Below are 14,573 nucleotides of genomic sequence, written 5' to 3'. Positions count from 1 at the left end.
AAACTTTAAGGTCTGCTCCTTTATTTTTTCATAAACGTCCTATTAAAAAACTCCCTGACTGCCTGGTTGACGACAGGAGCATGAGTGGCAGGAATTTGGTGAGAAGCATGGTCCACTACGACAAGAGAGGCTTTGGGCAGCACACGGTAATACTTTAAATGTTTGTTGATCCATGGCGGACGCGTACCGTATAAAAGCAGCACAGGCATGACTAATTCATCCAATCGGCTCGTACAATCATAATGATAGGCATTCTTATAAAATTGATGCCATACCATTCGATCTGATTTCATCATATGCTCCTCGACCTCCAGCCTGATCTCCGGCTCTTTAAAATGGGAGGCTGCAATGATTTTTGCGAGGGAGCGCGCTTCTTGTTTTAAACGGCTCATCCCGGCTTTGAATTCAAACTTAAGTATCATAGTGTCGACTTTAGGAAAAGCCCCCGCAAGAATCAGCCCTTTCACCTTCTCTGGATACCTTAACGCAAATTGCTGAGCTACAGAACCTCCGGCCGAGTAACCAAATACAAACACTTGGTCTACTTTCAAATAATCGACCAAGTGTCTTATTTCTTCTGCATAATGCTCGATCGTTGGTGAAAGGTTTACGGCGTCTGAGTCCCCATGCCCGCTTAAATCAGGCACTATGATACGGAACTGTTCCGCTAACTCATGCTGCTGTAAAAAAGCCTTCCGCCCCATCCCAGGGGGGTGGATAAATAGAATGATGCTCCCTGTACCACAGTCTTCAAAAAATAATCGCTGACCATCTTCATTCATGTAAAAAGGCATAGACATCCCCCTAATTTCTTATCTAGATGCCTAGTGTTTCCTTATCTATCCTCCACATTCGTATTTAAAGCGAACTTCTAACATAATTTTTGTTGGACCTGGCAAATTGACACCTTACTCAAGACAGTCGTAAACTATATAGAGATACACAGAAATGGAAGGAGCTCACCATGCGTCATAAAAGATTATACATATTTTTCTCACTCATCATACTTACACTTATTCTGGCAGCCTGCGGTGAAAAAGAATTAGAGGATCCGTTAGAATGGGAAATTGACAACTTGTCCGGAACTACGCAAGCTGGCGAAGAATTTTCTGTCGATGAAATGGAAGGTGATGTATGGCTCGCCAACTTCATTTTCACGTCTTGCGATACGGTCTGCCCTCCAATGACAAGGAATATGGCGAACTTACAGGAAGAATTGAAAGAAGAAGACATTGAAGTCGAGATTGTTTCCTTCAGCGTAGACCCTGAAGTTGATACTCCGGAAAAACTTGAAGAATTCGCTTCGGCCCAGGAAGCCGATTTTGATAATTGGTCCTTCATCACTGGATACTCACAAGAAGAAATCGAAACCTACGGACAGGAAAGCTTCAGAACCATCGTGCAGAAACCTGAAGGAGCTGAGCAAGTTAACCACGGAACTTCTTTCTTCCTTATGGATAAAAATAATCAGGTCATGAAAAGTTATAAAGGCGATACCAATGTACCTTTTGAAAAGATTATAGAAGACGCTGAAATTCTGGCTAATCAATAAAAGCGGGCACATGCTGCTCGCTTTTTCCTTTATTTGTCCATATAAAAAAGCAGCACCTTTTTGTCAGTCAGGTACTACTTCAGCTATCCTTGAGCCGCTGCCGCTTCTCTGATTTCTCCTCCTAGATGGTCGCGGGCCCGCTTCATTCTTGTTTTTAATGTATTCTCGTTCATGTGTAATACGTTGGACATTTGTTTGACCGATAAATCATCGAAATAATAAAGGTGCACTGCTTCATGATAATCCGGCTTCAGATGCTCGATGGCTTCATGAATATCAGCAACCTCTTCCTTTTCTAACATAATTTCAAGGGGGTCACGTGCAGCGGATTCTGTCCGCTCCAGCCAATGGTCTTCCCAGGGCGTTACGTTACGATTAGAATAACTGCGCAAATGATCCTTGCAGTGGTTGATCATAATACGATACACCCAAGCTTTTAAATTGCTGCCTCTTTTAAAAGAATCAAACCTTTCATACGCTTTCACTAAGGCTTCCTGCACCATATCCTCGGCGGTCATGCTTTCTTTTACGTAACAGCGTGCGGTTCTCAACATCGCCCCATAATGTTCCTCAGCGATTTGCCTGAGACCTTCATCCCTATTTATATCTTTCATATTCGGTCCACTCCATTATGAGAAATCATCTTTTCATTTTAATCGTACAATATTCCCACAAAATGCAAATCTTGTTTTTGTACTATTATCGAATGGGAATTAAGCAATTTTTTTGAAAATTAACGCAATCTATAACATCATTCATTATTTTTTTACATAATAGCCAATTAAGTAATTCTTTAGACCTATTCAAAACAAGACAAATTATGTATGATGGATATATACGGGATAAAAGAGGTGGTTGCTTGTGAACATCGGAAAAAGAATTAACATCTACCGTAAAATATATAATATGACGTTGAACGACCTTGCAGGTGATTCGATATCCACTGCTCACCTCAGTAAGATTGAAAATGGGTACCGTAATCCTGGGTCACCGACTCTTCGGAAAATTGCTCGGGTTCTGGATTTACCATTTACTTTCTTTGAACACTATGCAGAAGAAGACCCTGAGGTTCATCATATACTAGTCCAGCTTGAACAGCTGATCATAACAGACATTAAAAAGGCCCAGCCTCTTATAGAGACACTGGACGAAAATTATTATGGCTATTTATCGAACGTGAATCAGGAATTATATTATTTGTTGTTAAAGTGCGCTTACTACTGTAAGTGCAAAAACCATAACGAAGCTCAGAATGTTTATGAAGCTTACATACATCCATTTATCGATGAAGATCAAATGAACGAAGCACCTCTATACGTAAAAAACGCCTACCACTATTGTTTAGGCATCCGATACTACCAGATGGCGGAGTACTCAAAAAGCCTTGAGCACTACAAACTTTTCTCTTTCGATAATCAATCGCTTTCTGTCAAAGCTGCTTTAACTTACAATATCGCGGTACTATCGAATGCTGTGGGTGATTACCATACAGCTGTTACATACAGCCATGAGGCTTTAAGCTATTATGAAAGTCTGCACCAGCCTAATGAACTATCTATGGTGTACAATTTAGTAGGCGTCATTTATTTAAATCAAGAAAAGTTCGAGGAAGCTATGGATTACCTGACAGAAGCTGAAAAACGCGCAGAAGATTGGGGTGACCGGCGATTACTCACTCAAATCTTCCATAATAAAGGTGTGGTCATGCGCAAATCTGGATGCAATGAGACAGCTTGCGACTTTCTTGAACGTGCCCTTCAACTCAAAGAAGAACAAAGCCTGACCGCAAGTAAACAAATCACCTATCATTCTTTGTGTAAGGCGTACGTAAGTTTAGGAAGGTTACGAGAAGCTGAAGCTTTATACAATCAAGCAAAACAAGAGGTCTGTCATCCTTCCGACGATTATTATCTGCTTGAAGCTTTTCTCGCCTATTACCTTCAAACCGGTAATGAAGAAATGTACCAGCAAAGTTTAGAAACTTGCATCGGTTTTTTCGAACAAGATGCTGATAAAGAACCCCTCGATCACCTGTATTTAAAGCTTGCCAATCATTTATACGAAACCGGAAAGTACAAACGTGCCGCCGAATCCTACTTTTCTCATATTAAGAGAACTGAAAACGCCTCAGGTTCTGCATGAGCAGAATCTGAGGCGACTTTATTAATTGAATATAGACCTGAAGAAATCAGCCAGTGCCTTAAAGAAATCCTGTATCGCAGTAGATACTTTATTCCAAAAGCCTTCATCGTTTATGACGTCTTGAATTCCGCCAGTCAGTTCATCTAATTGATCTTTAACGTTATCGAAGTTGATGTTCAAATCTCTCATCTGTTCAAACAAATCAATCAGCCTCTGCCGGTCTTCTTCACTCAGCTCGATATTCAAATTATTCATTTGTTCTTCGACGATTTGTTCTATTTCTTCTTTAGTAGCCGGGTTTTGCTCAGCAATCGCTTTCTTGATTTCTGTCAATAGTTCGCTGACCTCCGCCTCGTCTACCCCCTCATCAGCAATCGATGTGGCTACATCTAATTCCTCACTCGCCACTTCCATCCGATCTTCATCTAATGTGACACCTTTAGCATCATAGGCTTTATATATGCCTGTCAAAGCAGAATGACCACTCACTTGCACAGAAGAAGCGACAAAAACTTCGGCATTTTCGACTCCTGCCGTGAGAAGCGCATTGCTGTACATTTCTTTTGTGACTTCCGTAATGTTGTCCGGGGAGACGATATCAATATTCAGTCCTTCCCCGTTATCCTTATGAAGGATTTTTACAGAAGAATACATATTTGAATTGGGATTTCCCCCGATGTAGTTAGCGATATCCTGGCCTGTTACAGTAAACTCATCCACTTCATCATGCTGTCCAACTTCCAATAGCTCAGTGACTTGTGACTTTTGCTCCTCTGATAATGCATCTCCATATACAACAATAGGCAGCCCCAGCTTTTCATTGATGCTTTCATTACCAGTAGAAGCTTGGACATTATTGGGAATAAGGGCAGCGGCCACCAATAAAATCCCTATCAGCGCAACTATAAAACGGTTTTTCATTACATTCGACCCCTTAAAATAGTTTAAAAATTCTTTGAAAATTATGCTAGACTTAAATTTAATTATACTTGTTTATCAGCTTTTAGCATCAACTCTTTGGCTTATTTTTCACACATCCTATATACGCATGGCGACCAAAAAACGTTTCACAAGGGAGTTCTTTTTATGAAGACTTTTAAAATCATGGCTTTGTACCTATTTGCCGCTGGCTTTTTTCTCGCCGGCGTGGCTCATTTTATATACGATACAGGCTTTGCTGCAATGCTTCCTGATTTTGTACCGTTCAAACTGGAAGTTGTTTATGTGACCGCGATTATTGAGTGGATGCTTTCGTTATTCCTCATCTTCCCGCAAACTAGACGCCTTGCGGGAATCGCCACAGCCATATTTCTCTTAGCTGTTCTTCCCGCTAATATTTATGCGGCGATTCATGGGATACCGGCGCCATGGTCTGAGGAAACCAACCTCACCGCTCTCTGGATACGTCCTCTCTTCCAGCCGCTGCTCATCTGGTGGGTACTCGCTGTATCGAAATAGTGTTGTGCGTCCATTCTATTTGATACACTGAAGACAGGATAGATAAAGGAGGCAGCTCAATGAGATTACAAAATAAAAAAGTCATTGCTCTCGTCAGTAAAGATTTCGAGGATTTAGAATTATGGTATCCCCTCCTTCGTTTACAAGAAGAAGGTGCAACCGTGGATCTTGTAGGTGAAGAAGCTGGAGTAGAATACCCAGGAAAATACGGTGTTCCTGCCACAGCTGATTATTCTTTTGAAGACATTGATCCTGCAGACTATGACGGAATTCTAGTCCCGGGAGGTTGGTCCCCGGATAAACTTCGCCGTTATGACACCGTCATTCACATGGTCCGTCATATGGACGAAAACAAAAAGCCGATTGGGCAGATCTGTCATGCTGGTTGGGTGCTCATTTCAGCCGATATTCTAAAAGGCCGTCAAGTGACGAGCACCCCAGGTATCAAGGACGATATGGTCAATGCTGGAGCGATCTGGCATGATGAGGCAGTCGTTCAGGATGAACATATCGTATCGGCACGACGTCCGCCTGATCTCCCACCGTACGCCAAAGCTTTTGCTGATTTGCTAGCTGACAGCTAAATAGTTACTCATAAAAAAATCGCTCATTTACGTTTTCTGTTAGGTTTATTCACTAACATCATAACGAATGGAGCGATTTTTTTCGTATAAGGTTAAGTTTGTTTCAATAGATAGGTATTTAATTATATGGAAGTTATCTGGAAACTCGTTTTCGAGACATTTTGTGAATGCATCAGGGGCGGCAAGGAATAACTCGCTTTCCTTGGGAGCATTTGAAAAAGCTGAAATACCGTTGTAGTTTCTTTTTCATATATCTTTCCTTGGGTTTCGTTTCTCCCTCCATGGTAATGGGGTCTTGGAAATGGTGAGACTCCTGCGGGAATGGATGGACTGGCTAGACCCCGCAGAGCTTTAGCTCGAGGAGGCTGGCCGTCATCCCCGCGGAAAGCGAGCTATTTCCAAGACCCCATTTCTCCAATTAAAAAAACGAAACCATTTTTCAAGATCAGGGAGTTTTAACATTTTAACAAGTTGGTAGCGTCATCAGTTTCTTTTTTAGACTTCAATCTCATCATGGCAGATATCTTCATATAAAAAAGCTTAGACACAACACGTCTAAGCTCTCATGCTTGCAGGGCTTTCCCCGCAAGCATTCTGATCACAGCATCGTCCATCGGCGGATTATGGAGACCTGCCCGCACGTCACGATAATATTTCTCGAAAGGCTGATCCTTAGATAAACCACGTCCTCCAGCAATACGCATAGCCAAATCGACGACTTCGGCAGCAGTATTCGTAACAGCGAGCTTGACGGCGGCGAGCTCAGGTCCCATGTGTTCCCGTTGCTCCGGTTCCTCATCCCAGCGTCTTGCCGTGCTGTACATAAAACTGTGCGCCTGCATCAATTTCCATTCCATTTCCCCTATTTTATCCTGTATATGACTTACTTCAGAAATTGTAGTATCTAAACTGTTGGGCTGAAAAGACTTGGCAAATTTAACGGCATCATTACGAGCTGCAAGTGCAATCCCCAGGTAGCAAGCTGGAATATGCAGGAGCCAACCTTTCGGCGAAGGTTTCCCTTTGGTTTTCACTTCTACTAAATCATCTGTACTAAGCTCCACGTGATCAAGTACTAAGTCATCACTCTCTGTACCGCGCATGCCGAGGGTGTCCCACGTCTTTTCAACTCGAATCCCTGGTTGGTGGCGATCGATCAAAAACCAGCCGATGTCATCTAAATCCTCTACATAAGCAGATACGATATAATAATCCAAATGATCAGCCATGGAAGTGAAGGTTTTTCGACCATTCACAATATAGGTATCCTCTTGCCGCACAGCTGTTGTTTCAGGAATACCTCCTCTGGTAGGACTTCCTGTGGCAGGCTCTGTAGCTGCCCTGTTTACAACGGCTTGATTCTCCGCTACTTCTTTGGCCAGACGTTCGAAGTGATGTTTCTTCCAGCTTTTTTCATCGCTCAACTCCATCATAATTCCTAAATGCCAGCCAATGGATAAAGCAGCTGCTCCATCTCCTTCAGCAATTTTTTCTTGTAATAACAAAAACTCATATAAGGAAAGACTTTCTCCCCCGAATTGAACCGGTAAACTTAAGGATGGATATTTTTCTAGTTTCATGACCTTTAAGGTTTCGTTCGAAAACTCCGCATTTTGATCAGTCTTAATTACATGGGAACGAGCTTCCTCAGCTATCACAGACGCTTTAGTATATAAGCGCTCCTGCCTGTCATTTCTTATCCACGAACGAATAAAATCACTCATTTCACTCACTCCATTAAAACAATTTAATTAAATCATACAAAACCTGTATGTATTGTGCGAATCATCCGCTTGCCATTTATTGATCATTTATAGTCCTTAGAGTTTTACGCTCTGCAACTTTTCATCCTTAAAGATCTTTTTGAGGAGTGTAGAAATGTTTAATTATCATTACTTTCGTACGAGGTGAGCATAGAAATTAGATGTCCGATTAATAATTATATGAATACGGCAGCTTGTCAGAAGTATTTTAGGCCAGTCCTGCCAAGCGATTCACCGTATTTCCTGCAGCGCCTGTTTCACTGATATATAACTCTTCAGTGACAGCTCTCCTAAATTTACATAAGGAGCACTTTGGAGTGCGAAGTTCGGTTTGACTCCGGTCAGTACGAGGGTTGTACCCATGAGGTCAAGCAGCTGGTTCAGCTGGTAGATTCCGATATGAAGATCTTTATTGAACGTATGCACTGCGGATAAATCAAGGATGAGATAATCTTCCTTCGATTCCTGGACATGATGGCTCACGACATCCAATATTTGCTGCAAACGATCTTCATCTACCGTTCCGACCAATGGAAGAACTGAAATATTTTCCTCAATAGGGACAATAGGGGTTGAAAGACGTCTCACTTCAGAGGAATAATGGCCCACAAGGTTTTCTGCATCTTTTCTTTTAGTTATATCTTTTTGCACACCAACAAAAAAGTTTTGATCCATATTTTCTATATAGACTGGGAAGATTTGGAGTTCATTCCAAAACGGCGTCCCATCTTTCCTATAATTCAAAAGCTCGACTTGCACGGATTTAGAGTTGGCGAGAGCCTCTCGTATTTTTCCGAGAGAATCTGCTTCTGTACCTTCTCCTTGTAAGAACCGGCAATTATATCCCAGAATTTCATCAGCTTCGTAACCTGACAAGTCCACAAATCCCTTATTCACATAGATAATCGGATTATCGTCCTGCTCAGGATCTGAAATGACCACCCCTGCTCCTACATGGTCAATGGCTGCTTTAATAAATTCATTTTGCTGTATTTCTTCAAGTTTATCCAACGAGTTATAATTCATTATGTATGATCCTCTCTAGAGAAATGGGTTACTATCATAATAAAATGAACACAAAAAAATTACCAACTATACGTAAAAGGTAATCACCACTCCTTTATCTTAAGCTCCGGCCAAAGTCTTTTCCACTTGCTTACCTTTTTTTCGTACACATGCTGTGGAATCATCTTCTTGTTCGGGCGTACAATCAGTTGAAATAGATCATCCAGACCATAAGGGGCATATATTTGGTAGATACCGTTGGTCTTTTTGACTCCGATGGCTGAAGCTGTGGCGGGCCATGTATCAATCGCTTCTTCGACGGATTGATAGGGCGGAATTTTCTTCCCGAATTTCTTCTCGTACCATACGTGCACTCGCGCTTCATTCGTAACATCTATAGGATAACCAGCATGCTCCAGCTTCTTATTACAAACAGCTTCTATCCAGTCTTCTCTTTCACCTGTGTGATCGTGCGCATCGTAGTAAACGATATCAATATCCCCAATACCGTAACCAGCTTCCCTTCCGCACAAATAGTTCCAGACACTTTGAGTAATGCAGCCTGCCCCAATGTAGTAATGATCGAATTCACTTTCCGCCACGTCTAGAACTTCCTGAACAAAATCAGTTTGTTCTACTATTTCAGTCAGCTGATCTTCCAGCATAGTTTCATCCTTTCCACACTTTATATTCTAACAAATTGATAAAGGCTTCAACTTGAGGAAGGGCGCGGACTTCTTTTTTAACACAAGCCCACGTTTTTCTTTGAATCGGAACTCCTTCGTCTAATAAAGGGATATGCGGGAGCTTCTTCAACTCCTTTGTTATAAGGCTTTTTGGTAAGACAGTCATTCCTAATCCTGTGACCATCAATTGTTTTGCCGTCTCAAAATGGTCTACTTTCATCGTCCGGCGTACTTTCCAATCCATTTGTTGATACATCCATTCTTCAACCAGCCTCTGATAATCTGCATCCGTTTTGAATTCTATGAATGGACGATACTTCCCTTTTGCAAATTCTTCCGTATCAAATAAATACAAAGGATCATCAAACAGATGGAAACGTTCATAACCCTGCAGTGCCTCTCCTCGTAAAATTGCCAGGTGATAATCCGAGGCCGTTTGTTTAATTTCTGCACTTACTCCTGTCACTAAATCTATGGTTACATCAGGGTAGAGCTTCGTGTATTCCTGTAAAAGACCAGGCAGATAATGCTGGCTGACTAACGAAGAGACACCTAGTGATAATGTACCCGACACTTCGTTCTTACTGCTCCTTATTCGGTTATGTAATTCCTCTTCTTTAGCTATCATCTCTTTAGCATGTTGCAAAACCGCTTCCCCTAAAGGTGTCAGCACAAGCTGCCTTGAAGTACGAACGAAAATATCCATTCCGAAATATTCTTCGATAAATTTCAAGCGCTGGGTAATCGCAGGTTGAGAAATCAACACATGCCTTGCCGTAGACCGTATAGTTTTATAATGTTCAAGCTGAATAAGGAGCCGATAATCTTCGACTTTCACAATCTCACCCCCTGATAACTAATACCTATCAACTACTATTGTAAAACAATATTATTCTTATCGCACGAAGTGACCTATGATAAATGTAACGAAACATGGATGAGGTGAAATTGATGGATCAAGTAAATACACGAAAATTACTGTCCAGCTATTTTTTGTATGAATGCGGAAGATCAATGTATTTCGTAATTATAACGTGGTATTTATTTCAGTGGACACAAGATGCTATGTACACAGGACTTTTTGTCAGCTTCGGTTTTTTACCAGGACTATTCTCTAACATCATCTTCGGGGTCCTCGTCGACCGTTACAACCGAAAAAAATTAGCTGTCATCGCAGGAGCCGTCAGTGTAGCCTCCCTTACCCTTTTAGGCGGAGCCTTCTTTTTAGAATGGATCAGCCCGTGGCTGCTGATTCTAACACACATGGTTCTGCAGACGACAGGATCGCTTTTCCGTCCATCCTTACAGGCGCTTGTGGCCGAAGTGTTCCTTCCAGAAGACCTGCCTAGAATTTTCTCGCTATCAGGGTCAGCCACCATTTCAGGAAGTTTAGCAGGAGCAGCCATGGGTGGGGTTTTTTCAAGTCTAATGTCTGCCCCTGTTTCTATAACTATAGTCGTGATGTTTTACGCTGCTGCTTTTACGGCGGTAGCCAAACTACATTACACTTCTACGATAGAATCACGTAAAACCTGCAGAGAACCCTTTATATCTGAACTGCGATCTGGATTTCGATATTTGAATGATCACAGCTTTCTATATGGGTTATTCATGATGATGATGCTTGGTCAGTTGACGTTCCATATGACACTCGGTTTTTTATCGGTCTACACAAGTGACTATTTAGAAAAAAACGCCTTCGTTTACGGAACGCTTGATGTAACTTTTTCTGTGGGAGGTATCGCTGCAGGGGTCTTAGGAGCATGGTGGTGGAAACGAATGAAAAACAATCTCGCGGTGTTTTCTCTTGCGGTCATGGCGTGCGGTTTGCTATTGGCGGGGATCACTCAGCATGTTGTGATGGCTTTTCTAGGCATTTGTCTCATCGGTATAGGTACTTCCTTCGTCCGATCCCTGCTTCAATCCGTACAACAAATCGCAACGGCAAAGGAATTTCATGGACGGATGGCAAGCTTCCGAATGCTTTGCAACCAGAGTGCAGTGGTCATCACAGGTCCTCTATTCGGGTTCACAGCTTCTTCCATCGGTGCTAATTACGTATTCCTCTTCTTATTGATTCCAGTGTCTTTAGGTATCATATGGTCTGCTTATCAAGCGAAGCATCCGCTGTTCGTAGAAATCACCACTTCTAAAACCGCATAAAAACAAGGTATGCTCCGGGCCGGCATACCTTGTTTTTTCATGTATAGAGGATCGTATGTTATCTCGTTTCTTCTTTCGGTGCCTTATATACCTTCTCTACCTCAACTCCCAGTGTCTTTAAGTAATCGACGATCTGGTCTAGGCTTTTCATAATTTCACCTCAGTTTATACAAGATTATGTTAGTAATGACTGATCTACCATCTTTACGATTGACGAATCGGTATAGTTTCATTTTTCTCTAATCTAACCATACCCCAGATTCCATCGCAATATTCCATTTCAAGCGTATTTTACACAGATTTTTCACATTTATTCTTTAAATGGATGCAAGTCTTCCACTAAATCAATAAATACAGATGCATTCTTGGATATTTCCTTCTCATCAGACGGAGTGACGTAGGAAAAGAAACGAGTCGGCACCTTAATGAATGGAAGTGGGAAAATTAAATCCGAAGCATTCGAATGCTCTGCCACCGTCTTAGATATCAAGGATAGTCCGAGGTTCTGTTTCACTCCTTGTATCACTCCATGATTACTTCCGATTGTGATCATTTTTCGGGGTCTGACGTTATAGCTTTCTAATAATGATTCCAGCACGGCCCGTGTACCGGATCCACCTTCTCTAAAGATCCACGTCTGATCCTGAATTTGCTTGAACGTAATCTCTTCTGTAGAGCGCAGGGGATGATTGATTGGGACGACAACAACCATTTCATCTTCCATGAAGGGATGGGATGATAAATCTTTCTTATTGACCTGACCTTCCACTAGCCCAATATCCAACTCATGTAGTTGTACACCAGTGTTAATCTCTTCTGTATTTTTAATGGTTACGTTCAAATCCACTTCTGGATATAACTGATCGAAGGCTTTTAGAATACCCGGCAAAATATATTCACCTACCGTGTAACTGGCCCCGATGCGTATTTCCCCGCGCAGCTGATGATGGTATTCGGACACTTCGTTTTGAGCTTTTTCTAAAATTCCAAGTATCTGTTTCGCTCTTTGATAAACGATTTCTCCCGTACTGGTCACCTGAAACCTTTTCGGAGAACGATCGATTAGCGTTGTTTCGTAGTGTTCCTCCAGGGTCTTGATATGAAAGCTGACCGTTGGCTGAGATAAGTTCAATTTCTGAGAAGCTTTTGTAAAACTCTCCAACTCAATAACGGCTATATACGTTTTCAATGCGTCTATATCCATGGGCACGCCCCCATCATTTAAATTATTGATCATTAAGATTATAAACTTTTATTTTACTAATGATATGGTCACTCGTATAGTGTTTCATATACAAAATCAGAAAGTAGGATCACTATAATGAACAAAACGCACCGATCGCTACTGCTGGGAATCGCTTTTACTTTCTCAGTAGCCGGGGTTGGATTCTTAATTGCCTTACTGCCTGGGTTCCGACACATCGGTCCGCTTTCAGCTGCGATTATACTAGCCGTAATCTACCGGCATTTCTTCGGGTTTCCAGAACCATTAAGAAAAGGCATACAATTTTCCGCTAAAAACTTACTGCGTCTCGCTATTGTATTATTTGGATTAAAGCTGAATATAAACGTAATTTTACAAGAGGGGGTTCCCTTGATTCTCCGCGACTTGCTCGTCGTTGTTTTCAGTATCGGAGTGATGATGTTATTAGCCAGGTCTTTAAAGGCGGATCGATCACTTTCTTTACTATTAGGCATCGGGACAGGGGTATGCGGGGCGTCAGCAATTGCGGCCGTATCCCCTATTTTAAAATCAAAGGAAGAAGATACAGCATTGAGCGCCGGCATCATCTCTCTTGTAGGCACAGTGTTCGCCATCGTCTATGTCCTACTGCGTCCTTTCCTTCCCATGGAAATGGAGGTATATGGCATGTGGGCCGGGTTAAGTTTACATGAAGTTGCCCATGCTGTGCTTGCAGGCGATCCTGCAGGCGAGGAAGGTTTGGCTATGGCTTTACTCGCGAAGCTGGGTCGTGTAGCACTTCTCGTACCTCTATGCATTCTATTAATCTGGATGATGAAGAAAAAGAATAAAAACACATCGAACCAATCCATTCCCTTTCCATGGTTTTTAGCAGGTTTTTTAATGATGAGTTTACTCGGGAGTTTCGTCCTCGGCGTCTACATCCCGGTTTCAGAAGGAGTAATGGATGCAATCTCCAGCCTTACTTCATTCATTTTGACGATGGCTATGGCTGGTCTGGGACTGAATGTAAGTCTGCGTGATGCGCGCGCTCGGGCGTTCAAGCCCATCATTGCTGTCGTTTTGACTTCTATTTTATTGTCGATCGTCACCTCATTTATCGTATAAGCTATAAACATAGAGGGGGGATGGCTTCATGATCGTGCCATTGAATCACTATGAAACAAGGATTGCAGAACAAATCGTAAGTATTCAGCGTCCCGCTTACCAAATCGAAGCCGATCTGATCGGGAGTGACCGAATTCCTGGACTTTACGATACTGTAGAGGATATCAAAGCTTGCGCTGAGACTTTTATCGGATGGTACGTTGGCGATCATTTGGCCGGCTTTATTTCTTACGTCTGGAATGATGCAACGGTGGATATTCACCGATTAGTCGTTTCCCCTTCACATTTTAGAGAGGGGATAGCGAAAAATTTACTATCTTATATCCTCCATTTCGAAGCTGAACGTATTATCGTCAGCACAGGAGCCAAGAACGTGCCTGCCAGGAAACTGTATGCATCTTTAGGCTTTCGCGAAAGGGAGTATCAGGTGGTCGAAGATGGATTGTCGATCGTCCATTATGAATATTAATAGAACAATCTAATTCAACATAAGTTCAGCACTTAAATAACAGTGTATTTAACAAACAAAAGCGCTTGGTTTTTATTATCCAAGCGCTTTTGTCTGTCTTTTCATAAAAAGTTATTAAGCTATATGGCAGGATACTTTAAGACTCAGTTTCGAGATAACCCAGGGCTCGTCGCTTTAATGAGAGTCTGGTGTGGTTGGGAAGCTACTCGCTTTCCTGTGGGATCTTTGCTGTTCCGTCATCTTATTGAGTGGAAGGTGGTTTTAGGAATGGACTCGCTTTCCGTGGGAGTGCAGTGAGCTTCCTGATATGAACGAAACTGTCAACCCCTCACCCTTTTGACCGTCTTTAAGAAGAGAAGCTTCATCGCTTCTTTTTTAGGGTCTTCTTTCAGCCTATCCTGGTAAGGAGGACAAGTGGTCTTCTTGTCGACCTTACCAGG

15 protein-coding genes are annotated in these 14,573 nt (G+C 42.1%); 7 read left to right on the top strand and 8 right to left on the bottom strand.

The genetic code is table 11. From position 1 onward, the window contains the following. Positions 1 to 20: 20 nt before the first annotated feature. On the bottom strand, positions 21 to 794 hold the full coding sequence (locus tag LF817_RS10735; protein WP_253935806.1) for an alpha/beta fold hydrolase: 774 nt from the start codon (positions 792 to 794) through the stop codon (positions 21 to 23). A 170-nt stretch (positions 795 to 964) separates the two neighbouring features. On the opposite strand from LF817_RS10735, the gene LF817_RS10730 reads away from it, so the two are divergent. After that, positions 965 to 1,552 carry an SCO family protein gene (locus tag LF817_RS10730; RefSeq protein ID WP_253935805.1) on the top strand — a complete coding sequence of 196 codons (588 nt, stop codon included), beginning with the start codon at positions 965 to 967 and terminating at the stop codon, positions 1,550 to 1,552. Between the two features lie 83 nt (positions 1,553 to 1,635). Here the strand turns inward: LF817_RS10730 and LF817_RS10725 are convergent, their stop codons facing one another. Next, positions 1,636 to 2,166 (bottom strand): sigma-70 family RNA polymerase sigma factor, encoded by a 531-nt coding sequence (locus LF817_RS10725; protein WP_253935804.1) that lies wholly within the window; start codon positions 2,164 to 2,166, stop codon positions 1,636 to 1,638. Between the two features lie 247 nt (positions 2,167 to 2,413). On the opposite strand from LF817_RS10725, the gene LF817_RS10720 reads away from it, so the two are divergent. Beyond that, positions 2,414 to 3,694, top strand: a complete 1,281-nt coding sequence (locus LF817_RS10720) for a tetratricopeptide repeat protein (RefSeq protein ID WP_253935803.1) — start codon at positions 2,414 to 2,416, stop codon at positions 3,692 to 3,694. A gap of 21 nt (positions 3,695 to 3,715) precedes the next feature. Here the strand turns inward: LF817_RS10720 and LF817_RS10715 are convergent, their stop codons facing one another. Next, entirely contained in the window at positions 3,716 to 4,615 is a 900-nt protein-coding gene (locus LF817_RS10715; protein WP_253935802.1) for a DUF1002 domain-containing protein, read from the bottom strand. Between the two features lie 165 nt (positions 4,616 to 4,780). Here LF817_RS10715 and LF817_RS10710 point away from each other — a divergent pair, with 165 nt between their 5' ends. Further along, positions 4,781 to 5,152 carry a DoxX family protein gene (locus LF817_RS10710; protein WP_253935801.1) on the top strand — a complete coding sequence of 124 codons (372 nt, stop codon included), beginning with the start codon at positions 4,781 to 4,783 and terminating at the stop codon, positions 5,150 to 5,152. Between the two features lie 59 nt (positions 5,153 to 5,211). Next, on the top strand, positions 5,212 to 5,736 hold the full coding sequence (locus tag LF817_RS10705; RefSeq protein ID WP_253935800.1) for a type 1 glutamine amidotransferase domain-containing protein: 525 nt from the start codon (positions 5,212 to 5,214) through the stop codon (positions 5,734 to 5,736). Between the two features lie 563 nt (positions 5,737 to 6,299). Here LF817_RS10705 and LF817_RS10700 read toward each other — a convergent pair. From LF817_RS10700 to LF817_RS10685, 4 genes are all read right to left on the bottom strand, one after another. Beyond that, positions 6,300 to 7,460 carry an acyl-CoA dehydrogenase family protein gene (locus LF817_RS10700; RefSeq protein WP_253935799.1) on the bottom strand — a complete coding sequence of 387 codons (1,161 nt, stop codon included), beginning with the start codon at positions 7,458 to 7,460 and terminating at the stop codon, positions 6,300 to 6,302. A 270-nt stretch (positions 7,461 to 7,730) separates the two neighbouring features. Further along, the gene (gene ytvA / locus LF817_RS10695) at positions 7,731 to 8,525 is read right to left on the bottom strand and encodes a YtvA family blue-light photoreceptor (RefSeq protein ID WP_253935798.1); all 795 of its coding nucleotides are present in this window, start codon (positions 8,523 to 8,525) and stop codon (positions 7,731 to 7,733) included. An 83-nt stretch (positions 8,526 to 8,608) separates the two neighbouring features. Continuing rightward, positions 8,609 to 9,169 carry a nucleotidyltransferase family protein gene (locus LF817_RS10690; RefSeq protein WP_253935797.1) on the bottom strand — a complete coding sequence of 187 codons (561 nt, stop codon included), beginning with the start codon at positions 9,167 to 9,169 and terminating at the stop codon, positions 8,609 to 8,611. Between the two features lie 4 nt (positions 9,170 to 9,173). Beyond that, positions 9,174 to 10,028 carry a LysR family transcriptional regulator gene (locus LF817_RS10685; RefSeq protein ID WP_253935796.1) on the bottom strand — a complete coding sequence of 285 codons (855 nt, stop codon included), beginning with the start codon at positions 10,026 to 10,028 and terminating at the stop codon, positions 9,174 to 9,176. Between the two features lie 113 nt (positions 10,029 to 10,141). Between LF817_RS10685 and LF817_RS10680 the strand changes: the two genes are divergently transcribed. Beyond that, positions 10,142 to 11,353, top strand: a complete 1,212-nt coding sequence (locus tag LF817_RS10680) for an MFS transporter (protein WP_253935795.1) — start codon at positions 10,142 to 10,144, stop codon at positions 11,351 to 11,353. Positions 11,354 to 11,663: 310 nt separating this feature from the next. On the opposite strand, the gene LF817_RS10675 is transcribed toward LF817_RS10680, so the two are convergent. After that, the gene (locus LF817_RS10675) at positions 11,664 to 12,557 is read right to left on the bottom strand and encodes a LysR family transcriptional regulator (protein ID WP_253935794.1); all 894 of its coding nucleotides are present in this window, start codon (positions 12,555 to 12,557) and stop codon (positions 11,664 to 11,666) included. A gap of 117 nt (positions 12,558 to 12,674) precedes the next feature. Between LF817_RS10675 and LF817_RS10670 the strand changes: the two genes are divergently transcribed. Both LF817_RS10670 and LF817_RS10665 read left to right on the top strand, forming a co-directional pair. Continuing rightward, positions 12,675 to 13,664 carry a YeiH family protein gene (locus tag LF817_RS10670; protein ID WP_253935793.1) on the top strand — a complete coding sequence of 330 codons (990 nt, stop codon included), beginning with the start codon at positions 12,675 to 12,677 and terminating at the stop codon, positions 13,662 to 13,664. Between the two features lie 28 nt (positions 13,665 to 13,692). After that, positions 13,693 to 14,133, top strand: a complete 441-nt coding sequence (locus LF817_RS10665) for a GNAT family N-acetyltransferase (RefSeq protein WP_253935792.1) — start codon at positions 13,693 to 13,695, stop codon at positions 14,131 to 14,133. Positions 14,134 to 14,573: the final 440 nt, after the last annotated feature.

It is taken from the genome of Halobacillus sp. A1, from assembly GCF_024189295.1.
In the GTDB taxonomy this organism is placed as follows: domain Bacteria; phylum Bacillota; class Bacilli; order Bacillales; family Halobacillaceae; genus Halobacillus_A.
The sequence above is the reverse complement of the archived record's forward strand: the minus strand, read 5'-3'. Positions and strand labels throughout refer to the sequence as shown.

Bases quoted from the DNA above. Each gene is read 5' to 3' on its own strand.
- LF817_RS10700 (WP_253935799.1), bottom strand. From the start codon at position 7,460: ATGAGTGATTTTATTCGTTCGTGGATAAGAAATGACAGGCAGGAGCGC.
- LF817_RS10735 (WP_253935806.1), bottom strand. From the start codon at position 794: ATGCCTTTTTACATGAATGAAGATGGTCAGCGATTATTTTTTGAAGAC.
- LF817_RS10680 (WP_253935795.1), top strand. From the start codon at position 10,142: ATGGATCAAGTAAATACACGAAAATTACTGTCCAGCTATTTTTTGTAT.
- LF817_RS10690 (WP_253935797.1), bottom strand. From the start codon at position 9,169: ATGCTGGAAGATCAGCTGACTGAAATAGTAGAACAAACTGATTTTGTT.
- LF817_RS10725 (WP_253935804.1), bottom strand. From the start codon at position 2,166: ATGAAAGATATAAATAGGGATGAAGGTCTCAGGCAAATCGCTGAGGAA.
- LF817_RS10715 (WP_253935802.1), bottom strand. From the start codon at position 4,615: ATGAAAAACCGTTTTATAGTTGCGCTGATAGGGATTTTATTGGTGGCC.
- LF817_RS10705 (WP_253935800.1), top strand. From the start codon at position 5,212: ATGAGATTACAAAATAAAAAAGTCATTGCTCTCGTCAGTAAAGATTTC.
- LF817_RS10670 (WP_253935793.1), top strand. From the start codon at position 12,675: ATGAACAAAACGCACCGATCGCTACTGCTGGGAATCGCTTTTACTTTC.
- LF817_RS10675 (WP_253935794.1), bottom strand. From the start codon at position 12,557: ATGGATATAGACGCATTGAAAACGTATATAGCCGTTATTGAGTTGGAG.
- LF817_RS10665 (WP_253935792.1), top strand. From the start codon at position 13,693: ATGATCGTGCCATTGAATCACTATGAAACAAGGATTGCAGAACAAATC.
- LF817_RS10710 (WP_253935801.1), top strand. From the start codon at position 4,781: ATGAAGACTTTTAAAATCATGGCTTTGTACCTATTTGCCGCTGGCTTT.
- LF817_RS10730 (WP_253935805.1), top strand. From the start codon at position 965: ATGCGTCATAAAAGATTATACATATTTTTCTCACTCATCATACTTACA.
- ytvA (WP_253935798.1), bottom strand. From the start codon at position 8,525: ATGAATTATAACTCGTTGGATAAACTTGAAGAAATACAGCAAAATGAA.